Origin of the sequence: Maritimibacter dapengensis (assembly GCF_019218265.1) — a bacterium.
In the GTDB taxonomy this organism is placed as follows: Bacteria; Pseudomonadota; Alphaproteobacteria; order Rhodobacterales; family Rhodobacteraceae; genus Maritimibacter; species Maritimibacter dapengensis.
The window spans coordinates 132,093-155,911 of the sequence record NZ_JAHUZE010000004.1 but is presented as its reverse complement, the minus strand read 5'-3'; the positions used below and the strand labels follow the sequence as shown (position 1 = coordinate 155,911).

General features: G+C 61.8%; 25 protein-coding genes. 18 read left to right on the top strand and 7 right to left on the bottom strand.

Translation table 11 applies throughout. The features are described from left to right. Positions 1 to 15: 15 nt before the first annotated feature. The 4 genes from fghA to KJP28_RS15905 all read left to right on the top strand — a co-directional run bounded on the left by fghA (position 16) and on the right by KJP28_RS15905 (position 2,894). Positions 16 to 846 carry an S-formylglutathione hydrolase gene (gene fghA, locus KJP28_RS15920; protein ID WP_218393622.1) on the top strand — a complete coding sequence of 277 codons (831 nt, stop codon included), beginning with the start codon at positions 16 to 18 and terminating at the stop codon, positions 844 to 846. After that, the gene (locus KJP28_RS15915) at positions 843 to 1,286 is read left to right on the top strand and encodes a YaiI/YqxD family protein (protein WP_218393621.1); all 444 of its coding nucleotides are present in this window, start codon (positions 843 to 845) and stop codon (positions 1,284 to 1,286) included. The genes fghA and KJP28_RS15915 overlap by 4 nt, the downstream gene beginning before the upstream one ends. Before the next feature lie 184 nt (positions 1,287 to 1,470). Further along, positions 1,471 to 1,839, top strand: a complete 369-nt coding sequence (locus KJP28_RS15910; RefSeq protein ID WP_218393620.1) for an ArsR/SmtB family transcription factor — start codon at positions 1,471 to 1,473, stop codon at positions 1,837 to 1,839. Further along, on the top strand, positions 1,836 to 2,894 hold the full coding sequence (locus KJP28_RS15905; RefSeq protein ID WP_218393619.1) for a permease: 1,059 nt from the start codon (positions 1,836 to 1,838) through the stop codon (positions 2,892 to 2,894). The genes KJP28_RS15910 and KJP28_RS15905 overlap by 4 nt, the downstream gene beginning before the upstream one ends. Here KJP28_RS15905 and KJP28_RS15900 read toward each other — a convergent pair. Beyond that, positions 2,891 to 3,325, bottom strand: a complete 435-nt coding sequence (locus KJP28_RS15900) for a VOC family protein (protein ID WP_218393618.1) — start codon at positions 3,323 to 3,325, stop codon at positions 2,891 to 2,893. The two genes, KJP28_RS15905 and KJP28_RS15900, sit on opposite strands and share 4 nt — an antisense overlap. A gap of 49 nt (positions 3,326 to 3,374) precedes the next feature. On the opposite strand from KJP28_RS15900, the gene KJP28_RS15895 reads away from it, so the two are divergent. From KJP28_RS15895 to KJP28_RS15880, 4 genes are all read left to right on the top strand, one after another. Further along, entirely contained in the window at positions 3,375 to 3,953 is a 579-nt protein-coding gene (locus KJP28_RS15895; RefSeq protein ID WP_218393617.1) for a TetR/AcrR family transcriptional regulator, read from the top strand. Positions 3,954 to 4,017: 64 nt separating this feature from the next. Continuing rightward, positions 4,018 to 4,875 (top strand): 3-mercaptopyruvate sulfurtransferase, encoded by an 858-nt coding sequence (sseA, locus tag KJP28_RS15890; RefSeq protein WP_218393616.1) that lies wholly within the window; start codon positions 4,018 to 4,020, stop codon positions 4,873 to 4,875. Between the two features lie 31 nt (positions 4,876 to 4,906). Next, positions 4,907 to 6,091: an amino acid aminotransferase gene (locus KJP28_RS15885; protein ID WP_218393615.1), complete on the top strand. Its 1,185-nt coding sequence runs from the start codon at positions 4,907 to 4,909 to the stop codon at positions 6,089 to 6,091. Positions 6,092 to 6,329: 238 nt separating this feature from the next. Then, a complete protein-coding gene (locus KJP28_RS15880) occupies positions 6,330 to 6,896 on the top strand; it encodes a hemerythrin domain-containing protein (RefSeq protein WP_218393614.1) in 567 nt (188 codons plus the stop codon). A gap of 55 nt (positions 6,897 to 6,951) precedes the next feature. Here KJP28_RS15880 and KJP28_RS15875 read toward each other — a convergent pair whose 3' ends face one another. After that, positions 6,952 to 8,274, bottom strand: coding sequence for an ammonium transporter (locus KJP28_RS15875; RefSeq protein ID WP_218393613.1), 1,323 nt, complete (start codon positions 8,272 to 8,274; stop codon positions 6,952 to 6,954). A 28-nt stretch (positions 8,275 to 8,302) separates the two neighbouring features. Beyond that, a complete protein-coding gene (locus KJP28_RS15870; RefSeq protein WP_218393612.1) occupies positions 8,303 to 8,641 on the bottom strand; it encodes a P-II family nitrogen regulator in 339 nt (112 codons plus the stop codon). A 268-nt stretch (positions 8,642 to 8,909) separates the two neighbouring features. On the opposite strand from KJP28_RS15870, the gene KJP28_RS15865 reads away from it, so the two are divergent. From KJP28_RS15865 to KJP28_RS15835, 7 genes are all read left to right on the top strand, one after another. Beyond that, entirely contained in the window at positions 8,910 to 11,123 is a 2,214-nt protein-coding gene (locus KJP28_RS15865; RefSeq protein WP_218393611.1) for a transglycosylase domain-containing protein, read from the top strand. Between the two features lie 71 nt (positions 11,124 to 11,194). Then, positions 11,195 to 12,943: a type I secretion system permease/ATPase gene (locus KJP28_RS15860; protein WP_218393610.1), complete on the top strand. Its 1,749-nt coding sequence runs from the start codon at positions 11,195 to 11,197 to the stop codon at positions 12,941 to 12,943. After that, the gene (locus tag KJP28_RS15855) at positions 12,943 to 14,328 is read left to right on the top strand and encodes an HlyD family type I secretion periplasmic adaptor subunit (RefSeq protein ID WP_218393609.1); all 1,386 of its coding nucleotides are present in this window, start codon (positions 12,943 to 12,945) and stop codon (positions 14,326 to 14,328) included. Before KJP28_RS15860 ends, KJP28_RS15855 begins: the two co-directional genes overlap by 1 nt. Positions 14,329 to 14,423: 95 nt before the next feature. Continuing rightward, positions 14,424 to 14,885 carry a RidA family protein gene (locus tag KJP28_RS15850; protein WP_218393608.1) on the top strand — a complete coding sequence of 154 codons (462 nt, stop codon included), beginning with the start codon at positions 14,424 to 14,426 and terminating at the stop codon, positions 14,883 to 14,885. Next, positions 14,882 to 15,646, top strand: a complete 765-nt coding sequence (locus KJP28_RS15845; protein WP_218393607.1) for a glycerophosphodiester phosphodiesterase family protein — start codon at positions 14,882 to 14,884, stop codon at positions 15,644 to 15,646. The genes KJP28_RS15850 and KJP28_RS15845 overlap by 4 nt, the downstream gene beginning before the upstream one ends. Positions 15,647 to 15,676: 30 nt before the next feature. Beyond that, entirely contained in the window at positions 15,677 to 16,843 is a 1,167-nt protein-coding gene (locus KJP28_RS15840) for a GNAT family N-acetyltransferase (protein ID WP_218393606.1), read from the top strand. Between the two features lie 55 nt (positions 16,844 to 16,898). Continuing rightward, positions 16,899 to 17,285, top strand: coding sequence for a DUF302 domain-containing protein (locus tag KJP28_RS15835; RefSeq protein WP_218393605.1), 387 nt, complete (start codon positions 16,899 to 16,901; stop codon positions 17,283 to 17,285). 6 nt (positions 17,286 to 17,291) lie between these two features. Here the strand turns inward: KJP28_RS15835 and KJP28_RS15830 are convergent, their stop codons facing one another. The 3 genes from KJP28_RS15830 to KJP28_RS15820 form a co-directional block, all read right to left on the bottom strand. Next, a complete protein-coding gene (locus KJP28_RS15830; RefSeq protein ID WP_218393604.1) occupies positions 17,292 to 19,265 on the bottom strand; it encodes a pyrroloquinoline quinone-dependent dehydrogenase in 1,974 nt (657 codons plus the stop codon). Then, positions 19,262 to 19,603, bottom strand: a complete 342-nt coding sequence (locus KJP28_RS15825) for a hypothetical protein (RefSeq protein ID WP_218393603.1) — start codon at positions 19,601 to 19,603, stop codon at positions 19,262 to 19,264. The genes KJP28_RS15830 and KJP28_RS15825 overlap by 4 nt, the downstream gene beginning before the upstream one ends. 150 nt (positions 19,604 to 19,753) lie before the next feature. Next, the gene (locus tag KJP28_RS15820; protein ID WP_218393602.1) at positions 19,754 to 20,242 is read right to left on the bottom strand and encodes a peroxiredoxin; all 489 of its coding nucleotides are present in this window, start codon (positions 20,240 to 20,242) and stop codon (positions 19,754 to 19,756) included. Positions 20,243 to 20,324: 82 nt separating this feature from the next. Between KJP28_RS15820 and KJP28_RS15815 the strand changes: the two genes are divergently transcribed. The 3 genes from KJP28_RS15815 (at position 20,325) to KJP28_RS15805 (ending at position 22,815) form a co-directional block, all read left to right on the top strand. After that, complete coding sequence (locus KJP28_RS15815) at positions 20,325 to 21,533, top strand: NAD(P)/FAD-dependent oxidoreductase (RefSeq protein WP_218393601.1); 1,209 nt, start codon at positions 20,325 to 20,327, stop codon at positions 21,531 to 21,533. Then, the gene (gene rsmD / locus KJP28_RS15810) at positions 21,530 to 22,102 is read left to right on the top strand and encodes a 16S rRNA (guanine(966)-N(2))-methyltransferase RsmD (RefSeq protein WP_218393600.1); all 573 of its coding nucleotides are present in this window, start codon (positions 21,530 to 21,532) and stop codon (positions 22,100 to 22,102) included. Before KJP28_RS15815 ends, rsmD begins: the two co-directional genes overlap by 4 nt. A 68-nt stretch (positions 22,103 to 22,170) precedes the next feature. Continuing rightward, positions 22,171 to 22,815, top strand: coding sequence for an HAD family hydrolase (locus tag KJP28_RS15805; protein WP_218393599.1), 645 nt, complete (start codon positions 22,171 to 22,173; stop codon positions 22,813 to 22,815). On the opposite strand, the gene KJP28_RS15800 is transcribed toward KJP28_RS15805, so the two are convergent. Then, positions 22,816 to 23,733, bottom strand: a complete 918-nt coding sequence (locus KJP28_RS15800) for an oxygenase MpaB family protein (protein ID WP_218393598.1) — start codon at positions 23,731 to 23,733, stop codon at positions 22,816 to 22,818. Positions 23,734 to 23,819 lie beyond the last annotated feature (86 nt).

Genomic DNA, 23,819 nt, shown 5'->3' with positions numbered 1-23,819 from the left:
CAGCGAGGGTTGGCGATGAAAACGGTATCTGAAAACGCCTGTTTCGGAGGGGTTCAGGGGGTCTATTCCCACGCCTCCCGCGCCACCGGGACCGACATGACTTTTGGGCTGTTTCTCCCCGAGGAAGCGCGCGACGGACCCGTGCCGGTGCTTTGGTATCTCTCGGGCCTGACCTGCACACATGAGAACGCGATGACGAAAGCCGGGGCGCAAGCCTGGGCCTCGGAACAGGGCCTTGCGCTGGTCTTCCCTGATACGTCACCGCGCGGCGAAGGCGTGGCGGACGACGAGGCTTACGATTTGGGTAAGGGCGCGGGTTTCTATGTGAACGCGACCGAGCAACCTTGGTCTCAGCATTATCGCATGTGGAATTACGTGACAGAAGATCTCCCCGCACTGCTTTTCGAAAACTTCGCGCTCGACCCGGAGCGGCAGGCGATCACGGGTCATTCCATGGGCGGCCACGGCGCGTTGACCATCGCCATGACCCTGCCGGAGCGGTTCAGGTCCGTGTCCGCATTCTCGCCGATCTGCCATCCCACCGCCTCGGACTGGGGCCAAAAGCAGCTAGGGGCGTATCTGGGTGACGATCAGGATGCGTGGGACGCGCACGATTCAGTGCTTCTCATGCGCGAACGCGGGTTCGACGGGCCAATGCTCGTCGACACAGGAACCAAGGATCAGTTCATAGACCTCCTGATGCCCGAGACCTTGATGCAAGCCGTCGGTCAGGCCCGTCAGCAGTCGGTCATCCGGATGCAACCGGGCTACGACCACAGCTATTTTTTCGTGTCGTCGTTTATGGAAGAACATGTCGCCTTCCATGCCGAGGCACTTTACGCGTGATCTACGTCGACGCGGATGCCTGCCCGGTGAAAGCCGAAGCCGAAGCGGTCGCGGTGCGGCACAAGACGGAATTGAAACATGTCTGCAACGGCGGATTGCGTCCTTCCGACAATCCATTGGTCGAAGTCGTCTACGTCGCCGATGGTCCGGACGAAGCCGACAAGTGGATCGCCGAACGCGCCGGACCCGGAGATGTCGTGGTGACGGGAGATATCCCGCTGGCAGCCAAATGTGTCGAGGCTGGCGCGCATGTCATCAAACACAACGGCGATGCTTTGACTCAGGCCAATATCGGGCAGGCCCTCGCCACACGCGACTTGATGACCGACCTGCGCGCCGCAGACCCCTTCAGGCAGGGCGGAGGCAAAGCATTCTCGAAGTCGGACAGAGCCCGTTTTCGCGACGGCTTGGAGCGCGCAATCCGGGCCGCGACTGCCTGAAAACCCACATTGAAAGCATACTTCGTTAATCTCTTCGTTAACGACAGCAGGAAAAACCTATCTTTAGCAACACCTTAGAGATTCCGGGATTCTGGAATTCTAGAATCCCGGAATACTTGCGGCCTTTGTCTTGCCATTCGCAAAAATACCTATAAAACTAGTTTTATAGTTAAAAGGAATCGCCATGACCCCCGCCCTCGCCTCAGCCGGATTTTCCGCGATCGGATCAGAAGCTCGCCTTGCCGTCCTGAAATCTCTCGTGCGCGCGGGAGAGGACGGCCTGAACATCTCGGACATCCGGGACAAGACCGGGATCGCCCCCACGACGCTCGCCCACCACATCAGGTCGCTGGTCGGCGGCGGGCTCGTGACACAGGAAAAGCGCGGCAGAGAGACGATCAATCGGGCCGATTTCGATCAACTCAGAGCACTGGCGGACTACATTCTCGAAGAATGCTGCGCAGACGTGTGCTCCGACGATTGCGGCGAAAGTTGCGCGAGTGACGGATGCGACGACACCTGCGCATGTGCCGAAGAGGATGCGGTGGCATGACCGACAGTACCGCTCTCGGCATCACGACGATCGGGACTTTCGCCAGGCATCTGCGCTCGCCCTGGACCATTTCGGCGCTGTGCCTCGCGGCGGTCGCTGTGTTCGACACAACAGCTTTCTTGCCTGTTTCGTTAGAGGCGCTCGGTTCCTTCGTTCATACCCTGCCCTTCATCCTCATCGCCGTCGCGCTGGTCGCCTATCTCAAGGCCTCTGGCGCCGAAGCTTTGATCGGGCGCGCGTTCGAGGGCCGCGAAGTGCCCGCCATCCTACTCGCGGCCACGTTCGGTGCGCTCGCTCCCTTCTGTTCCTGTGAAGTCATTCCGTTCATCGCCGGCCTCATCGCGCTTGGCGCCCCGATTGCAGCGATCATGGCCTTCTGGCTCGCCTCACCCTTGATCGACCCCGGATCGCTTGTCGTCACGGCAGGCGCACTAGATTGGTCTTTCGCCGTCGGCAAAGCAGTTTCGGCGGTGGGCCTCGGGCTCTTCGGCGGGTTCGTCACCATGGCGATATCGCGCGCGGGAGGATTGAAGGACGTGGCCAAACCGCGTTCGGTGCGGGCCGCAGCGTCCAGTTGGTCGACGTCTTCCTGCTGCGCCCCCAGTTCAGTCGATGACGAGGCATATTGGCCGATCTGGAAGGATGCCGACAGGCTTGCCACGTTCCGGACAGAAGGATGGGACAACCTTCTTTTCCTCGTGAAATGGCTGGCCTTCGCATACGTGCTTCAGGCGCTACTTGTCCGGTATCTGCCAGCCGACTGGATTGCGAGCACCGTCGGCGGCGAAGGCATTGGTCCCATCGCGCTCTCTGCGCTTGTCGGGATGCCTGCGTACCTCAATTCCTATGCTGCGCCCCCGCTCTTGTCCGGTCTCATGGAACAGGGGATGAGCGCTGGTTCCGCGATGGCATTCATGGTGGCGGGCGCGGTGAGCTGCGTGCCAGCGATGGCAGCGATCTGGGCGTTGGTCAAAACGCACGTCTTCCTGCTTTATCTCGCATTGGGAATGGTCGGCGCCGTGCTTGCCGGGCTGGCATTTCAGGCATTCGTCTAACCCGCCTCGTCGTCCCAGCGCTTCTGCATCTCTTCCCCGGACAGGTCTTCCGTCACCTGAGCCAGGAACCAACGATGCCCGAACGGGTCCTGAACGAGGCAATTGCGCTCCCCGAAGCTCTGATCGGTCGGCGGTCTGAGGATCGTCCCGCCTGCCCTGTCCGCTGCCGCCGCGACAGCATCCACATCATCGACGACGAGATGCAGCGATACGGGCGTGCCGCCAAGCGTGTCTGGCGAGATCGCCCCGAAATCAGGGTATTCGTCCGCCAGCATCAAGCGCCCCCCGCCTATGTCCAACTCGGCGTGCCCCAGGCGGCCATCGCCGGAAGGATCGGTCATGCGGAAATCCTCGACCGCTCCGAACGCGGCCTTGTAGAACTCGATCGCATCGGCAGCGCCTTTGCAGACGATGTAAGCTGTAAGGGACATGGCAGGCTCCTTGCGTCCACTCTAGAATTACGTTACGTTTCGTAAATAAATGAGTCAAGCAAATCCGAAACCTCGCGGGCGCCCACCGTCAAAGGCCAAGCGCGACCAGGCACTCTCTGCTGCCAGGACCATTCTGATGCAGGAGGGCTTCGGACGGCTGACGATCGAAGCCGTTGCCGCGAAATCGGGCGTGGGAAAGCCGACGATATATCGCAATTGGGCGAACAAGTCGGAATTGGCCATGGCTTCGCTTCTGCCCGAAAAAGAGCCTGAAAGCAGCACTGCCAACACCCTGGCCGACACGCTGACGCGTCAATTGGAGACGCTCGTCGCCACGTTCGCCTCGACGCGTGGCCGCCAGATCGCGCTCGCCTTGGCAAGCGCCGATCCCGACAGCGAGCTTACCCGTGCCTTCCGCAACCGCGTGATCCTGTCATCGCGGGACGCAGGGCGCGACATGGTCCTGTCCGCTGTGAAACGGGAAGAGATATCGCCGCCCGCCGCTCTGGAAACCGTGCTCGACATGATCTACGGCCCGATCCTCTATCGGCTCCTCGCCGGCCATGAACCACTCGACGCCGATTTCGCAAAGAGTCTCGCCCGAACGGCGCTTCGCCTGCTCACATGAGCGCCCCCCTTGCCTCCCTGCGTCCCCGGCGCTAGGCAGTTGACGTTGAACGAGGGGAGACAGCATGGCCTATGACGACCCGAAGACCCTGGTCTCGACCGCATGGCTCGCGGACCATCTGAACGACCCGGATCTGCGCCTCATCGACGCGTCCTGGCACATGCCGGCCGATGAACGCGACGCCAAGGCCGAGTATGACGCGGCGCATATTCCCGGGGCGCGGTTCTTCGACATAGACGAAATAGCCGACCTTCGATCCGACCTGCCGCATATGGCGCCACCGGTGGAGAAATTCATGTCGCGCATGCGCGCCATGGGAATCGGCGATGGTCACCAGGTCGTCGTCTACGATTCGAAAGGCCTGTTCTCGGCTCCGCGCGTCTGGTGGACCTTCCGCCTGATGGGCAAGACCGACGTTGCGGTTCTGGACGGTGGCCTCGCGAAATGGATCGCCGAAGACCGACCCGTGGAAGACATGCCGCCCGTAATCCGGGACCGGCACATGACGGTCAGCCGCCGCGCCGACATGGTCAAGGACGTGACCCAGGTGGCAGCGGCCGTCAAACTGGGGGACTGGCAGATCGTCGACGCACGCGCCTCGGACCGTTTCAAGGGCGAAGCGCCGGAGCCGCGCGAAGGTCTGCGTTCGGGCCATATCCCGAACTCCAGAAACGTTCCTTTCCTCGAGCTATTGAACGAGGATGGCACGATGAAAGACGAAGAGCAGTTGCGCGCCGCATTCACAGAAGCGGGCGTGGACACCGCCAAACCCGTGATCTCGTCGTGCGGGTCCGGCGTGACGGCGGCGGTGCTCGACCTCGCCCTCGAAATCCTCGGGACCCCCCGCCACGCCGTCTATGACGGAAGCTGGGCGGAATGGGGCATGTACAACGATCTCAAGGTCGCCACCGGCGACGCCTGACCGGGCGTGACGCCCGAAACCGGAGAAAACCATGTTCGAACTTCTGAACGCACAACCGCAAGACAAGATCATGGCCCTCATGGTCGCCTATCGCGAGGACCCGCGCGAAACCAAGGTCGACCTGGGTGTGGGCGTCTACAAGGATCCTACTGGCAACACGCCGGTCATGCGCGCTGTAAAATCCGCCGAAAAGCAGTTGTGGGAAGCCGAAACGACCAAGAGCTATACCGCGCTCGGCGGTGATCCGGCTTTCGTGAAGGCGCTATCCTCGCTGGTTTTGGGAGATGCTGTCTCTGCCGACACGTTGTCAGGCGCAGCCCAACCGGGCGGCACAGGAGCCATTCATCAGGCGCTGGAACTGGTGAAAATGGCAAACCCCGATGCGACGATCTGGCTCTCTGCCCCGACCTGGCCTAACCATCCGTCGATCATCAAGCACCTGAAGATGAACATGGCCGAGTATCGTTATTTCGACAACGATTCGCGCGCGGTCGATTTCTCGGGCATGATGGCCGATCTGGACGGCGTCAAAGCAGGTGACGTCGTGCTCCTGCACGGCTGTTGCCACAACCCGACCGGGGCGAACCTGACCATCGAACAATGGAAAGAGGTCGCCGATCTAATCGGCAAGAAAAACGCCGTTCCGCTCATCGATATCGCCTATCAGGGCTTCGGTGACGGGCTTGAAGCCGATGCGCAAGGCACCCGGATAATTGCGAGCACCCTGCCAGAGACCCTGATCGCCGCGTCATGTTCGAAAAACTTCGGCGTCTATCGCGAGCGCACGGGGCTTCTGATGGCCGTGTCGCAGGACACCGGGAAGCAAAAGGTGACCCAAGGCAACCTGACCCATCTGAACCGTCAGAATTTCTCGTTCCCGCCCGATCACGGTGCGCGCGTAGTGCAGATGATCCTCGACGACCCCAAGCTGAGGTCGGAGTGGGAGACGGAACTTGAGGAGGTGCGCACCGGCATGCTTGGCCTGCGAAAGCAGCTTGCCGACGCCCTGCGCCAGCGCACCAACTCCGACAATTTCGACTTCATCGCAGAGCACCGCGGCATGTTCTCGCGCCTCGGCGCCACGCCGGAGCAGGTCGAACACATGCGGGAAAAACACGGGATCTACATGGTCGGCGACTCGCGCATGAACATCGCCGGGCTGAACAAGGATAGCGTCGACACGCTTGCCGACGCGATCGTCGACGCGCGCGTCTGACCTGACAAGAGATTTCGCGGCGCTGACGCGCCACGACCGACGCCGCGCCCCAAGGGGCGCGGCGTCGCCTATTCGGGGGACCAGTCCCCCGAACCCCCTGAAGTATTTTTGGAACAATGAAGACCAGTTCTGTGCGTCTCTGTGCGATTCTGTGCGATTTCGCAGGGCTTCGGCGCGGGAACAGAGAGATGCAGGCCCGGTTCACCGACCCCATCTGGATGTCGATAGGAGAGGCCCCATGATACCATTCACCGAAACCCGCACGACACCACTTCCGTCTGAGTTGAGCTTTTTGTTGGCAGACCATCCGCGGGACAGTTGGGAGCGTGATCCGCACTTCTTACGATCCACGCGCAACTGGATCGCGGCGCATAGGTTGTTTCGTGACCTGGCCTATCTTCTGAGAACGGGCGCGGAGCATTATCTCGACGGCGATTTCGACGCGACATCTTACGCACCGCGCCTGTCGGTCTATGGTGACCGCCTCGTGCGGGCGTTGCATGGGCATCACCGTTTTGAAGACCTCAGCTTCTTCCCGGAACTGTCCGAAGCCGATGCGCGGTTCGACGAGGGCCTGGCCATTCTGGAAGCTGATCATCTCGCCCTGGACGCGACACTGGATGGGTTCACGCGAGTATCGAACCGTGCGTTGAAGCTCCTTCAACTCGACGAGGCGCAGGCGCGGGACGAGATCGGAGCCGTTCATGACGGCGCGGTGCGGATCGAGGCGTTTCTGGACCGGCATCTCGGAGACGAAGAAGACCTCGTGGTGCCCATCCTGCTTGAACATCGGCTTCGCGGATAGAAAAGGCCCCGGGCGTTTCCGCCCGGGGCCGTATTTTTTTAGATGGTCCCGAAGATCAGTTCAGGAATTCCGGATAGGCTTCCATGCCGAGTTCGGCTTTGTCGAGGCCGAGAACCTCATCCTCTTCCGAGACACGGATGCCCATGATGGCCTTCAGGATGAACCAGACGATGATCGACGTGACGAAGACGAAGATACCGATGGCCACGAAGCCGAGGATCTGAGTGCCGAAGGAGGCGCCGTCGTTGGTCCAGGCCACGATGAAGGTGCCCCAGAAGCCGGCGATCAGGTGCACCGGGATGGCGCCCACCACGTCGTCGATCTTCAGTTTGTCGAGCAGCGGAACCGTGAAGACCACGATGACACCGCCGATCCCACCGATGATGAGCGCTTCGAAGAGCGACGGGGCGAGCGGTTCGGCCGTGATGGACACGAGACCGGCCAGCGCACCGTTGAGCACCATGGTAAGGTCGACCTTCTTGTAGAGGATCTGGGTCAGGATCAGCGCGAACACGGCACCGGCAGCAGCCGCCATGTTGGTGTTCGAAAAGATGCGCGACACGTCGGCAACATCACCCACAGTGCCCATGGCCAGCTGCGAACCACCGTTGAAGCCGAACCATCCGAGCCACAGGATGAACGTACCCAGCGTCGCGAGGGCGAGGTTCGAGCCCGGGAACGCCATCACTTTGCCATCCTTGTACTTCCCAAGACGCGGGCCGAGAACGATGGCACCGGCGAGAGCGGCGAAGCCACCAGCAGCGTGCACCAGCGTGGAACCGGCGAAGTCGGAGAAGCCTGCTTCAGACAGCCAACCACCGCCCCACTGCCAGGATGCTTCGATCGGGTAGATGAAGCCGGTCAGCACGACAACGAAGATCAGGAACGGCCACAGCTTGATGCGTTCGGCGAGCGTGCCGGACACGATGGACGCGGTCGTCGCACAGAACATCAGCTGGAAGAAGAAGTCGGAACCGGCGGAGGCGTAATCGAGCGCGGTGTCGGCAGGTGCGACGCCCACGGGCTCGAGCGCTGTGACCGCGAAGAACGGGCCGAGCCAGCCTTCGACCAGCCACTCGGCCGGATACATGATGCCGAAGCCCACGAGCCAGTACATGATCGCCGCGATCGAGAAGAGCGCGATGTTCTTGGTAAGCTGCATGGTCACGTTCTTGGAACGCACGAGGCCGGCTTCAAGCATGGCGAAGCCAGCGGCCATCCAGAACACGAGGAAACCGCCGACCAGGAAGAGGACGGTGGTCAGGATATACTTTGTGTGCTCGGCGGCCTCACCCGTCGGAGCAGCATCCTGTGCGAAGCCCATCGCGGGCACGAAGGCCGCGGCGGCTACGAAAGGAAGAAGTTTCTTGAGTTGCATGGTTTGATTTTCCCCTGTTCTCAGACGCTTAAAGCGCGTCCCCGTCGGTTTCGCCGGTTCGCACGCGCAGCGCACCCGACACGTCCATGGTGAAGATCTTGCCGTCACCGATCTTGCCGGTCTGGGCGGTCTTGGCGATGGTTTCGACGACCTGTTCGGCCAGCGCATCGTCCACGACGATCTCGAGCTTCACTTTCGGCACGAAGTTCACGGCGTATTCGGCGCCGCGATAAATTTCTGTGTGGCCGGACTGCGAGCCGAAGCCCTTGATTTCCGTAACCATCATGCCGCGCACGCCGATGGTGGTCAGCGCCTCGCGGACCTCCTCGAGCTTGAACGGCTTGATCGCTGCAATGATCAGTTTCACGTCATTCCCCTTTTTCTGATGCAGGTTGCCCCTGCGCGAAATCACACCGCTACCAAGCGCAATGCGTCGCCGTGCAACAAGGAAACCGGGGGGTTCGAGAGCGCGGATTGGAGTGTTGTGGTGGTTTTTTGTGCACAAGTTTTGTGCGATGCCTATTTTTTGACCTTCTGCGGAAAGGTCGATTTCCCGTTGTCGAACCCTTGCCCCTCGCAAAACGGTGGCCGAGTCGTTACTCTGCCGGAAAAAGAGCAGGTCGGATAACGGGTCCATGGCACAGAACGGCAATCGGCGTCCGCCTTTGGTGGCGGACAAACGATACTCCAAGCCCCAGAAAACAAAGAAAAACGCCGCGGCAAAACCGGCGGCCAAACGGCGTACGACGAAACGCAAAGCCCAGCCGAAAAGGCAAAAACGGCGCTTACCCCTGATCCTCGGCCTGCCGCTGCGCGCGGTCGGATTCGTCTTTAAACTGGTGTTTCGGCTTGGATTGGCTGCCGCAGTGATCGCGGGTATCGGACTCGCAGGCGCAGTCTATATGACAGCACGCGACATTCCGCCGATCTCGGCATTGGTGGACGGACGGGCACAGGGGTCCGTGACCATGCTCGACCGCTACGGCAGTTCCTATGCCTGGCGCGGCGACCAATACGGAGGGCTCGTTACCTCCGAGATGATTTCGCCTCACCTGAAGAACGCCTTCATCGCGACCGAAGACAAGCGGTTCTACCGGCACTTCGGTGTCTCACCGCGTGGCATCGCCAGCGCGATCCGTATCAACATGTCCGAAGGACGTGGTCCGCTCTCGGGTCACGGCGGTTCGACGATCACGCAGCAGGTCGCGAAGCTCACCTGCCTTGGTGAGGCTTACGACCGGTCCAGATGGGAAAGCGAGGCGGCTTATGAAGCTGAATGTCGCGAAGGCTCTATCAAGCGAAAGGCGCGCGAGGCGATCTATGCCTTGGCGCTCGAGTCGAAATACTCCAAGGACGACATCCTCACGATTTACCTGAACCGCGCCTATCTTGGCGGTGGAACCTATGGGGTTGAGGCGGCGAGCCAGAAGTATTTCGGCCGGTCCGCAGCGGAGGTTGGCCCTGGAGAGGCGGCGATCCTCGCGGGTCTTCTGACCGCTCCGTCGCGGTTTGCTCCCACGGCGAATTACGAACGCAGCTGGGCACGGGCACAAACCGTGCTCAAACTTATGGAAGACCAGGATTTCCTGACAGCCGAAGAGGCCGAAGCGGCAAGGCGCACCCCGCCGAAACTATCGACGAACGCCGAGGAAACCATCGGCACCGCGTTTGCAAACTGGGTCATGGCGTCCGGCCCCGATTTCCTCACGCGTGATACGACCGAAGACGTGATCATCCAGACGACGCTCGATCCCAAGATCCAACGTGATGCCGAACAGGCCCTCGCGCACATATTCGAGACGAAGGTCTCGCCGGACAGCGAAGCGGAAGCGGCCATTGTCGTAATGAGTGCGGATGGCGCCGTGCGGGCAATGGTTGGCGGGCGTTCCGGCAGCTTCAACCGCGCGACGCAGGCGATGCGGCAGACCGGCTCGGCGTTCAAGCCTTTCATATATGCAGCAGCTCTGGATCTTGGCTATTCCTATTCCGATGTGATTGTCGACGAGCCTCTGACGATCAGCGTCCCCGGTTCCGGCCCCTGGTCGCCGCAGAACTACACGCGAAAATTCTACGGTCCCGTCACGCTCACCACCGCGCTCAAGAATTCCCTGAATATTCCGGCGGTGAAGCTTTCCGAAGCAGTCGGGCGCGAAAACGTGCGCACGGTCGCCTCCTTTTTCGGGATCGAAAGCGATATGGCCGCCGGGCCGGCGCTTGCACTGGGCGTATCCGAAACGACCCTTTTGCAGATGACCGGGGCGTTCGCAGGCATTCTCAATGGCGGATCAGCAGTGGAACCTTACGGTCTGCGCCGCCTCTCGCTCGTCGGAGATACCGCCCCTCTGATGGAGCAGGAGGGCGGCATCGGCAAACGTGTGATCCAGACGCCCGCCAACGAACAGCTCGTCTACATGATGAACCAGGTGATCGAGAGCGGTACCGGCCAGCGGGCGAAACTTCCGGGGCGCGAGGCGGCGGGCAAAACCGGCACGACAAGCTCGGCCCGAGACGCGTGGTTCGTGGGTTTCACCGCGGATTACGTTGCCGGGGTCTGGATGGGTTACGACGACAACTCGCCGCTGACCGGCGTTACCGGCGGCGGTTTGCCCGCCGACATCTGGCGCGAGACGATGGTGCGGGTTCACGACGACCTACCCGCGCAGCCACTCCCCATGATCCGGCCCGAGACCGAGCCGCAGATCGTCGCAGCGCCAAACCAGAACGGCGGCATCTTCGGAGAGGACCGTTTGATCTTCGATCCGAGACGCGACCGGCAGACGCCCCGGGGCAATGCACCGTCCGAGGACAGCCTTATCGGCATCATTCGAAACATTTTCCGCGGAAATTAGCGGTCTGGACGCTCGATTCGCCCCTCGCACCCGGCTATAGGACTAGTATTGGGTAGGAAAACGGAACGCGTATGAGCCTGGACCGGACGCAAAAGGGCCGTGACGAACTCCGCTCTGTCATGCGCAGGAACCGAGGCCTGTTCTGGGCGGTCGGACTGTTTTCCACTTTCGTGAACATCCTGATGCTGACCGGGCCGCTCTACATGCTGCAGGTCTACGACAGGGTGCTCGGGTCCCGATCGGTCGAAACCTTGATCGCTCTGACCGTGCTCATGGCTTTCCTGTTCGGAATGATGGGGTTTCTGGATTTCACGCGCGGGCGCATTCTCGCCCGCGTCGGGGCGAGATTTCAGGCCGCTCTGGACAAGCGGGTCTTCCGTGCGGTCTTACGCTACGATTCAATGCTCAATCGCAATTCGGATAGCTCCGAAAACGGGCTCAAAGAGCTCGAGTCGGTGCGTAGGCTCCTGTCCTCACCGGTTTTCTCATCGCTCTTCGACCTTCCGTTCACACCGATTTTTCTGGCCGGCATCCTGATCTTCCACCCCTGGCTCGGGGCACTGGCGCTTGTCGGTGGTGTCGTTCTGATCTGCATAACCATCCTCAATCAGGTCGTCACGTCATCCCCGGCGCGGCTGGCGATCAAGGCGACGACGGACAGCGACCTCGTCGCCGAGCAATTGCGTTCCGAAGCGGAAATGGTCCGCGCGCTCGGCATGTCGGATGCGGCCTACCGCCGTTGGCACAAGGCACGGCACGCGGCCCTCGCGGATTCGATCCTTTCCGTGGACAGGTCGGGCGCATTCTCGTCCCTGTCCAAGACGTTCCGCATGTTCCTGCAATCCGCGATGCTCGGTCTCGGCGCGTATCTCGTTCTGCAGGGAGAAGTGACGCCGGGCGTCATGATCGCTGCGTCGATCCTTCTTGGCCGTGCGCTTGCGCCTGTGGATATGCTCATCAACCAGTGGCCGCTGGTGCAGGCCGCGCGGCGCGGCTGGCGCACCTTGTCGATGCTGCTCGCGGAAGTGGGCGAGGACTCAACGCGCACCACGCTTCCCCGCCCGCGCGCGATCCTGACGGCCGAAAACCTGACGGTCGTGCCACCGGGAGGCAACATGGCAGCCCTTCGGATGCTGAGCTTCGATGTCCAGCCGGGGGAAGCGATGGGTGTCATCGGCCCGTCTGGCGCCGGGAAATCCACGCTCGCACGGGCTTTGACGGGGGTCTGGAACCCCGCGGGCGGACGTATCCGTCTGGATGGCGCGTCGCTCGATCAATACGACCCGGAGACGCTTGGACGCTATGTCGGCTTTCTGCCACAGCGCGTGCGTCTGTTCGATGGCACGATTGCCGAAAACATTGCGGGCCTGTCGCTTGCTCCGGACGATGACGCGGTGGTAACCGCGGCCAAGAAAGCTGCGGCGCATGACCTGATCATCCGTCTGCCCGACGGATACGATACGAAGGTCAAAGGTGCAGGCGGGCTTCTGTCAGGCGGACAGTTGCAGAGGATCGGCCTTGCACGTGCTCTTTATCACGATCCGGTCATCCTCGTTCTCGATGAACCGAACGCCAACCTCGACAATGAAGGGACCGAGGCGCTCAACTCGGCGGTGAGATCGGTCAAGGCCAACGGCGGGGCGGTGCTCATCATGGCGCACCGCCCATCAGCGATCCAGGAATGTGAAAAACTGCTCGTGCTGGACGACGGCATGCCAAGGGCGTTCGGACCACGCGACGAAGTGCTGCGCCGCACCGTGCAGAACGCGCAGCAGATCGAACAAAGCGCGTCGCAGCGGCAGGGGGGCGGAGTCAGCTGATGGCGAACGAATTGACGAGGCCCAAACCGACGGAAGTCGACAAGGTCCAGACCGGGCGTGCCGCGTCTGCGGATAGCGAAGACACCGTTGCAAAAGCGTGGTCGGCAAAATTTCACGTTCTCGTCGGCTTCATCGGTATCGCCCTTCTGGTCGGGGGTTTCGGCACATGGTCGGTAACCACCAACATTGCCGGTGCGATCATCGCGCCCGGCGCGATCGAGGCCGAGCAGAACCGGCAGGTCGTCCAGCACCCGGATGGTGGAGTGATCCAGAATATCACGGTGCGCGAAGGCGATCTCGTGAACGCCGGTGACATTCTCGTTCGACTCGATCCCGAGCAACTCCAATCTGAACTGACCATCGTGCAGAACCAGCTCTTCGAGCTCATGGCCCGCCGCGGCCGGCTCGAGGCTGAACGTGACGGAGCCAACACGATCGTGTTCGACGACCTGTTGATGGAGGCATCGGAAACCGCCGACGAAGCGCAGAGCCTGATGGACGGGCAGCAACGGCTGTTCGAACAGCGGCGCGAAAGCCTGTCCGCCAATGTCTCGCAACTCGAAAAGCGTCTTGCCCAGATCGCCAGCCAGAACGAAGGCATTTCGGCCCAGCAAAGCGCAACGTCACAGCAACTCGACCTGATCGAAAGGGAACTCGCGAACAAGAGATCGCTTCTTGAACGCCGCCTGACGCAGTCCTCCGTGGTCTTGGCGCTGGAACGTGACAAGGCCGCGCTTCTCGGAAGCCAGGGCGAACTCACGGCACTTTTTGCCCAGAACGAAGGCAAGATGACCGAGACCGAGATCGAGATTCTGAAGCTTGGCCAGCAAAGACGTGAAGAGGCCATCGCCACGCTTCGCGACCTTGGATTCCAGGAACTCGAACTTGCAGAACGGCGCCGCGCGCTCATCGTGCGACTTGGGCGCCTCGACATCCGTGCTCCGCTCTCGGGGGCGATCCACGCGATGCAGGTGTTCGCCGAACGCGAAGTGATCCGGCCGGCCCAGCCGCTTCTTTATATCGTGCCGCAGGATCAACCCTTGATCATTGGAGCGCAGGTCGAGACGATTCATGTCGACGAGATACATCCCGGCCAGGACGTCGTGTTGCGGTTCTCCGCGCTCGACAGCCGGAACACGCCCGAATTGACGGGACGCGTTCTGACCGTATCGCCCGATGCTTTCTCGGACGAAGCCACCGGACAGAGCTTTTACAGGGCGCGAATCGAGTTGCTCGAGGGCGAAGCCGAAAAGCTCCCCCCTGATACGGTGCTCATTCCGGGCATGCCCGTGGAGGCCTATCTTCGCACTGCGGACCGCTCGCCACTCGCCTATCTCGTGAAACCGCTTGCGGATTACTTCAACAAGGCGTTTCGCGAGAGCTGACCTGTCGTTCGTGCCGCCGGATCTCTTCGATCGAAAAGCAGGGCTTTTTCGTCAGGATTGAACGCGGTAGCGTCGCAGGCAAAAGGAGTCCCGTCATGAGCCAGATCGAATCCCGCCTCGCGGAAATCGGCATCACCCTTCCCGACGCGCCCGCGCCTGCGGCCAATTACGTTCCATGGATCAAGACCGGTGACCTGGTGTTCGTCTCAGGTCAGGTCTCGATGGAGAACGGCACGCTCATCACCGGCAAGCTCGGCGCGGATATGGACGTCGACGCGGGAGCGGAGGCCGCGAAGGTCTGTGCGGTCAACCTGCTCGCACAACTCAAGGCAGCTTGCGACGGCGACATCGACAGGCTGGGTCGTGTGGTCAAGTTGACAGGCTTCGTGAATTCGACTCCCGACTTCACCGATCAGCCGAAAGTCGTGAACGGTGCATCCGATTTTCTTGTCAACGTCCTTGGCGATGCCGGTCGACATACGCGTTCGGCCGTCTCGGCCGCGTCGCTGCCATTCGGTGCGGCGGTCGAGATCGAGGGGATATTCGAGGTCCGATGACCCTCCCCGATGCGTTTCTGAACGTCCCCCTCGCCCATCGCGCCTATCACGACGTGAAGGCAGGCCGCCCCGAGAATTCCCGTGCGGCAATCGCCGCAGCGATCGAGGCCGGTTACGGGATCGAGATCGACGTGCAACTGTCGCGCGACAATGTCGCAATGGTGTTTCACGACTATGACCTCAAGCGCCTGACTGGCGTTACGGGGCCGGTCAGAATGCGGTCGGTCGCGGACCTCGCAGAAATACCGCTTATCGGTCGGGACGAAGGCATTCCGACGCTGGCCGAGGTGCTCACGCTCGTCGATGGTAAGGTGCCGGTCCTCATCGAGATCAAGGATCAGGATGGCGCAATGGGTCCGAACGTGGGCCCTTTGGAAAGCTCTGTCATTCGCGCATTGGACGGCTATGAGGGTCCGGTCGCGCTGATGTCGTTCAACCCGCATGCGGTGCGCGCGCTGGCCGAAGGAGCTCCGCATATCCCGCGCGGTCTCACGACCTGCGCCTTCACATCCGAAGACTGGCCTGTGCTGAACGCGACGACCCGCACCGTGCTCGCCCGCATTCCGGACTTCGACAGGGTCGGGGCCAGTTTCATCAGCCATGACGCCCGCGATCTGCGATCCGAACGTGTCGGGGACCTGAAGTCGAAGGGCGTTCCGATCCTGTGCTGGACGGTCCGATCACGCGACGAAGAAACAAAAGCGCGTGAGATTGCCGACAACGTGACATTCGAAGGTTACGAGGCCACGATCCCGGCTTGACCGGACGCGCTGCGACCCCATCATCAAGCCATGGATTCCCCCGCTCTCACGTTACGTTTGCTTGGATCACTCGACGACATATCGCCGGGCGACTGGGACGCATGCGCTTGTCCTCTCGGTCGCGATATTCCGGATGATCCGTTCACGTCCTACCGTTTCCTTCACGCGCTCGAAAGATCCGGCTCCGTGGGTCCGGGGACCGGATGGCAGCCGCAATACCTGACGGCCTGGGACGGAGCCACGTTGATCGGTGTCGCACCGGCCTATGCGAAATCGCATAGCCAGGGCGAATATGTGTTCGATCACAGTTGGGCTCACGCTTTTGAACGCGCCGGTGGGGCATACTACCCCAAGCTGCAACTCGCCGTGCCGTTCACGCCTGTGACCGGGCGGCGGTTCTTGACCCGACGCGGGTCAGAGTCTCGCGCGATGGCCGCGCTGGTGCAGGGGGCGGTTCAGATCGCGGCGGACAACGACCTTTCCTCGGTCCATGCGACCTTCTGCACCGAGGAAGAGGCCGCAGCCGGCAAGGCGATGGGCCTCATCCACCGGGTCGGCACGCAGTATCACTGGTTCAACGAAGGGTTCTCGACGTTTGACGCGTTTCTCGAGACGCTGTCGTCCCGCAAACGCAAGTCGATCCGAAAGGATCGCCGCACTGCGCAGACGTTCGGCGGCGAGATCGTGCAACTCACCGGCGACGAGCTGCGCCCGGAGCACTGGGATGCGTTTTGGGAGTTCTACCAGGACACCGGCGCGCGGAAATGGGGTTCTCCCTATCTGACACGCGCCTTTTTCGACAACGTGCAGGACACCATGCGCGATGACGTCTTGCTTGTCCTGGCGCTGCGGAACGGCGTGCCGATCGCAGGGGCCCTGAATTTCATCGGGCGTGATGCGTTGTTCGGGCGGTATTGGGGCTGCGTCGAACATCACCCGGCGCTGCACTTCGAGTTGTGTTACTATCAGGCCATCGACTACGCCATCGCGAACGGGCTGTCGCGCGTCGAAGCCGGCGCACAAGGCGAGCACAAGATCGCGCGAGGCTACGTTCCCGTCGCGACCCACTCGCTGCATTGGATCGCTCATCCGGGGCTTCGGCAGGCCGTCGAGGAATTCGTCGAGCAGGAAGTGCGGATGGTCGGCGAAGATATCGAAATCCTCACCTCGATGGGCCCGTTCAAACGCAGCGATTGACCCTGCGCATGAGGATCCCCACATTCACACCAAGGAATGTGAACAGGAGAGCATCATGAGCTACACAATCGACCGGCTGATCAAAGACGCGGATTTCGAAGACGTCGATGGACGCACCCGTGCCGCTTTGCAGGAGGCGGGCTTCGGCGTCCTGACGGAAATCGACGTCAAAGCGACGATGAAAAAGAAGATCGACAAGGACATGGATGACTATCGCATACTGGGGGCCTGCAACCCGAAAATGGCCTGGCAGGCAATCGGTATGGAGTCTCGCGTGGGTGCAATGCTCCCCTGCAACGTCATCCTGCGCAAAGTCGCGGGCGGCGTGGAGGTCTCGGCCATCGACCCGGTCGCTTCGATGAGCGCAATCGACAATGACGACCTCAAGGGCGTGGCGCGCGAAGTGCGTGACATGCTCGCCAAGGCCGTCGACGCGGTCTGACCTGCTCTAACCCGGCGGGAGCCGATAGACCGAAACCATGTCGCCCACTGTCGGTTTCAGGATCGAGTTGCCGCCGGACACGAAAGCCACGTATTCAACGCCGTCGTGTTCATAGACCGCCGGGTTCGCGACCACAGGGGCTTCGGTCACGTCCTCCCAAAGCTCTTCGCCGGTCTCGATGTCGTAGGCGCGCACCTTCTGGTCCATCGTCGCGCCGATGAAGATCAACCCGCCCGCCGTCACGGCAGGGCCTCCGATGGTCGGCGACCCCATGCTCTCGGGCATGTAGAATCCGTAGCGTTGCGACGCACCGATCGGGCGAGACCAGAGCGTTTCGCCCGTTGTCATGTCGATGGCGCGAATGTCGCCATAAGGCGGCTCCCAGCACGGCATCCCGGCCCAGTTCAGCGGCACGTAGAGTTCAAAACCATAGGGGGCCCCGGTCTGCGGATAAAAACCCTGCTCGTTGCCGGACCCGCCGGCCTGGGCCTCGTATTCTTCGCGAGGATACATGTCGAGAATCTGAACGGCGCGTGACGAGTTGACGATCGCAACCTGGTTTTCCGGGTCAAACCCGATCCCGCCCCATTGCTGACCTCCGAAGGTGGCAGGATAGACGATCGTGCCGGTGCCCTCGGTCGTCAGCGGCGTGTAAATGCCCTCATATCGTGCGTTCTCGAAAATGCGCGAGCATTCCCCGAAGGACACGAGATCAGCGAGCCACCAGACTTCGGGCCGTTCGTCGAGGTCGACGACAGGGTCAGGTTTCGACGGTATCGGCTGGGTCGGGCGCAGCACCTCGCCCTCGATCTCCGTGTCGGTCGGCACGTCGCGCTCGGTCACCTCCCAGATCGGCTCTCCGGTCTCACGGTTGAGCGCCCAAAGAAGACCCATCTTGGTCGATTGAAGCAGCGCCGGGATCTCTTCGCCATCCACGGTGATGTCCATCAGTGTCGGCGCGGCGTTGGTGTCGTAATCCCAGACGTCGTGTCGCACATATTGGTAGGACCAGACGACCTCGCCGGTCTCGACATCGACCGCTGTCGTCGAGGTCGCATAGGGCACATCGTCAAGCCGATTGCCGCCCCAGTAATTCGGAGACGGCGACGACACCGGAAGATAGACCAACCCCCGCTCCTCATCCGCGCTCATCGCTGTCCAGACATTCGCGGTCCCGGTCTGCTGGCGTATGTCTTCGGGCAAGAGCTCGACGGTCCATTCCAGTTCGCCGGTTCGGGCGTCGACGGAGAATACGGTCCCCGGCGGCGCTTCGGCCCATTCCCAGTCCTTGCCAGCCCATCCGATGATGACGTGATCGCCCACCACCGTAGGCGGCTGCAGAAGCGAGAGCGGCCAACGGTCGTTCGTGTCGTTCCACTGGTTCACGTCCAGCACGCCACCCTCGGCAAAACCGGTGCACGGCTCGCCTGTATCAGCATCGAGCGCGAACAATTGCGCGTCCATCGTGCCGAGATAGACGATCCTCTGACAGGCCTCACCCTCCGATGGCTGGTCGGCCTCCCAATAAGAAACGCCCCGGTTTTTGAGCGCTGGCTGGGTCAGCGCCTCGAGCGACGATTGGCTGTCGAAACTCCACCGTTCCTCGCCCGTAGCGGGGTCAAGCGCCAGCACACGGTAGAACGGGGTGCCGAGATAGAGGGTTTCGTTGGCGTAGATCGGTGTGGCGGACCAGACCGAGGCCGGTTTGTCGCCGGTCTCGTCCGAGACGTCGCCGGTTTCGATCCGGAACGCGAGTTCGAGTTCAGAGACATTGTCGCGGTTGATCTGGTCGAGCGGCGAATATTTCTGCGCCGACAACTGACCGTGAAAACCGGTCCAATCGGTGCGCGGCGCAGGCAGCCTGGCATCGGACGTTCTCGGTGCCGCGTCGGTCTGAGGCGCGGCCGGTTCGGGCGCGTCCTGTGCGACGAGTGGCATGGCAGCCAGCGTGACGGCACAGGTTACGGCGAGATGTCTCATGCGTCCGCTCCTTTCGGTGCTGCAACGACGACGAACCAACAGATGGCAGCGACCGTGAGCGCGACGACCATGACCTCCTGATGCAGCAGGATCGCGGCGAACAGCGTCAGCACGATCGCCAGCGCCACGAGCAGCAAGAGCGCGGCGCGCCCCGCGACCGAACCTGCGCCGAGCGACCAGAGCGCGCCGACCGCGATGCAGAACGCGCCGAAGGCGGCCAGAAGCGGGCCCCAGACGCCCGTCACGCCGGTCAACGGCGCGAAGTATCCGTAAAGCCCGGCCGCAAATGCAACGGCCGCCGCCAGTGCGAGGATGATGAGCCCGGAACGGTAGGCCATAGACAGGGTCCTTTGTGTCGAATGGTAGGGCATGCTGTCGCAGTCCCTTTCGTTATCAACACGTCACCCGGCAGATCGTTGCCTGCATCTTAAAAAAAATTGCGCCGGGGCAACGATCTCCCCGGCGCGTCACCGTTCATCGAGGCACAATCAGAGCGCGTCGACCATCGCCTCGCCGCCCGAGGTTTCGCAAACGCCGGGGTTTTCCTCGGCATGCAAAACCTTGACCACTCCGTCTTCGGCCATCAGCGCGTATCGCTTCGACCGGGCGATGAGACCGGCGGGCGGTGCATCGAACCGCATCCCGATGGCCTCTGTGAAACCGCACTCTGAATCGCCCAGCATCTCGATCCCGGCCTGGCTCGCCTGCGTGCTTTCACCCCACGCGCCCATCACGAAGGGATCGTTGACCGACACGCAGATGACCTGGTCCACGCCCTTTTCCTTAAGCGCGTCCATCGTCCGGATGAAGCTCGGGACATGCGCCGTCGTGCAGGTGCCGGTATAAGCGCCCGGGAGTCCGAAGATCACGACCTTCCGCCCCTTTGTCAGCTCCGATAATGCGACCGGTGTCGGCCCCTCCGCCCCCATCTTGAGCAACGTTGCATCGGGCAGCGTTTCACCAACTGAAATAACCATCTCACTCTCCTGTTCGCGTTTGCCATTCGGCCGTTCTGGACTGTAGGGTCTCGAGCGACACGTTAGGGGAGAACGCTGCGTCATGAAAAGCATTGTCGTCATCGGTGCAGGCCAGGCCGGATCGTCATTGGTCGCCAAGTTGCGCCACATGGGTTTCGACGGTTCGATCACCCTGATCGGCGATGAGCCGGAACCTCCATATCAACGCCCTCCCCTGTCCAAGGCCTATCTGCTCGGAGAAATGGCGCTTGACCGGCTCTACTTGCGACCGGCGAGCTTCTATTCCGACAACGACATCACGCTTCGCCTGTCGACCCGCGTGGAAAGCGTGGATCCCGCGGCCAGGACCGTCACACTCGAGGATGGCGAAACGCTGAACTACGACCAGCTGGCCCTGACGACCGGCTCGGTTCCAAACCGGCTCCCGGCCGCGATCGGCGGCGATCTTGGCGGGGTCTATACCGTGCGGACGCTCGCGGATGTTGATGGCATGGCGCACGAATTTGCCGAGGGACGCAACGTGCTCGTCATCGGCGGCGGTTATATCGGGCTCGAGGCCGCGGCAGTTGCCGCCAAGAAAGGCATGAACGTCACGCTCGTCGAAATGTCTGAACGCATCCTGCAGCGGGTCGCCGCCCCCGAAACGTCATCCTATTTCCGCGACCTGCACAGCGCGCACAATGTCGACCTGCGTGAAGGCGTGGGGCTGGCGGCCCTGACGGGCGATGGCCATGTCTCGGGCGCCGAACTCTCCGACGGCTCGAAACTTACGGTCGATTTCGTCGTCGTTGGCGTCGGTATCCGGCCCGACACGAGGCTGGCAGAGATTGCCGGTCTCGAGATCGAAAACGGGATCAAGACCGATGAACACGGGTGCACGTCGGACCCCGCGATATTCGCGGCGGGCGATTGCGCCTCGTTCCCCTATCGTGGCGAGCGCATCCGGCTCGAAAGCGTCGGCAATGCCATCGATCAAGCTGAATTGGTGGCCGAGAACATGATGGGCGCGAACAAGGCCTACGTCGCAAAGCCGTGGTTCTGGTCGGATCAATACGACGCCAAGCTCCAGATCGCCGGGCTGAACACCGGATATGACCAAATCGTCACGCGGCGCGACGGTGATGCCGTCTCGTTCTGGTATTATCGCGGAAACGACCTCCTGGCCGTCGATGCGATGAACGATGCGCGCGGCTACATGGTCGGCAAACGGCTGATCGAAGCGGGAAAAAGCCCGGACAAGGCCGCCATTGCGGACCCGGCCACCGAGCTCAAGGCGCTCTTGAAAGCGTGAGGATCATCGCCGGAGATTTCCGCGGGCTCAACCTCGCCTCGGTCGGCAAGGGGGATGCCGGTGCGCACCTGCGCCCTACGACGGATCGTGTGCGTGAAAGCCTGTTCTCAATGCTCGCGGGTGGGCGGTTCGGAGATCCGGTTTCGGATGCCGTGGTGCTCGACCTTTTCGCCGGAACGGGGGCGCTTGGCCTCGAAGCCCTGTCGCGCGGGGCGCAATACGCGACCTTCGTCGACGATGGACGGGTTGCGCAGTCTCTGATCCGCGAAAACGTGAAAAAGTGCCGCGCAGAGGCCCGCGTCAAGATCATCTCACGCAACGCGACCCGATTACCAGCAAACACCGACGCCCCCGCGTCGCTGGTTTTTCTCGATCCGCCCTATGGCAAGGGGCTGGGCGAAAAAGCCCTCACCTCAGCGCTCGAAGGCGGTTGGGTCGCACCCGGCGCTCTGATCGTTTGGGAGGACAGTGCCGCGATCACGCCTCCGATCGGCGTCACGCTTCTGGATCAGCGTCGCTATGGTGATACGGTCATTTCCCTTTGCGAAACCGGGGAAGCGGATGATTGACGGAAGTGAAATGTCCACAACCTCCGCTCACGCGATGCTGTGCGGCCAAGAACCGAGACGTGGTGCGGATGTCCCCTAGAGCCGTTCTCTTCGATTGCGATGGCGTCCTTGTCGACAGCGAACCGATCGCCTTCGATCTTCTGTGCGACGAGCTTTCCGTACATGGTCGCCCGATGGATCGCGAGGAAGCGGAAGCGACCTTCATCGGTGGGACCATCGCCGGAGTCGCGGAAAAGGCACGCACGATGGGCGTGGGTTTCGGCCCCGACTGGGTCGATCGTTTTTATGAAACGCTCTACGCGCGACTGGCGCAGGATGTGGCGCTCTTTGCCGGTGTCGAGGCGTTACTGGACAAACTGGACGACGCCGGCATCCGCTATGCGGTCGGTTCGAACGGTACCCGGCGCAAGATGAAGACCACGCTTTCGCAGCACCCGGGGGTCTGGCGCCGGGTGAACGGGACGTTGTTTTCCGGGCAAGAGCTTGAAGCGCCGAAGCCCGCGCCAGATGTCTATCTTGCCGCCGCCGAAGCCCTCGGGGTCGATCCGGGCGATTGCGCCGTGATCGACGACAGCCCATCCGGGTGCCGCGCCGGGCTTGCCGCCGGGATGCACACGATCGGCTTTGCGAGCGGCGCACGCGCGCCACTTGTCGCTCTCGGCATCCCGGTGTTCGACACCATGGACCAGATCGCCGCGCACCTTGGGCTGTGACTAGGCCATAGCAATCAGATCGTCACGCGGCCTGCCGGCCAGAATCCGCGCTTTTGCCGCCTCGCTTTTCCAAGCGAAGGACGGAGGAAGACCCAGCCTGACCGCAGACCGGGCTGCGGGTGATGACCTGATCGGCACCTGCTCGGCAATCCATCCGACGCTGCGAAGGGCAAAACGCTCACGCCGGGTGAGATCGAAGTCCGACCCGAGACACAATGCATCGCGAACATCGCCGGGGAGCAGGCTCACAGCACCATTCGCTATCGCATGGTAGAGCCGTTTCGGAATACCGCGCGCGGCCTGACCGGACCGGATGATATCGAGGAAATCGAACACGATCTGATGGCTCTCGAACCGGGGGGACATCTCGTCCAGCATCCTGTCGAAATCCTCCGGCGAGGTGATATGCGATTTGACCCCGTACATCGCCGCGATCGGTGCGTTCTCGGCATAGAACCTGCATTTATCGACATGGCTCAGCGGCCTCACGAAGCGGTCGTAGCCGTTCAGGAACCCGAAAAGTGCCGTGGCGCTGACCCAATCGAGAAGATCGGTGTCCTGCGCCGAATAATGTTCACCCTCAGGCGTCGTGCCTGCCACCTGACTGTGCATGTTGTTGACGCCAGTGATGATCCGCCGGGCGGCGCTCGCGGGTCCATACACACCGACCATCGCTGCGATTCCCGTGCGTTTCGACCGTCCCAACGGGTCCGTGGGATAGACAGAATGGTTCCAAACCCCGGATCTGATCCGCGCGTCCGCGAATTCCAAGAGTACGGCGGCGACCCCGCCGATGGCCAGCGCCACCGGATTCTTGTAGATCGACCATGTCAGGCTGTCCGGCGCACAAAACGCCGGTTCTCCGGGTGGTCTGGAGAAATCCAGATCCCATCCCAGATAAGACTTTTTCTCGCTCATGGCGCGCCTCCTCGCGTGCGTTGCGCTGGCGCTCCTTCCGATGGTCAGACTGCGGTTGGAGTGACGGCTCTGCAAGTCAAAAAAGT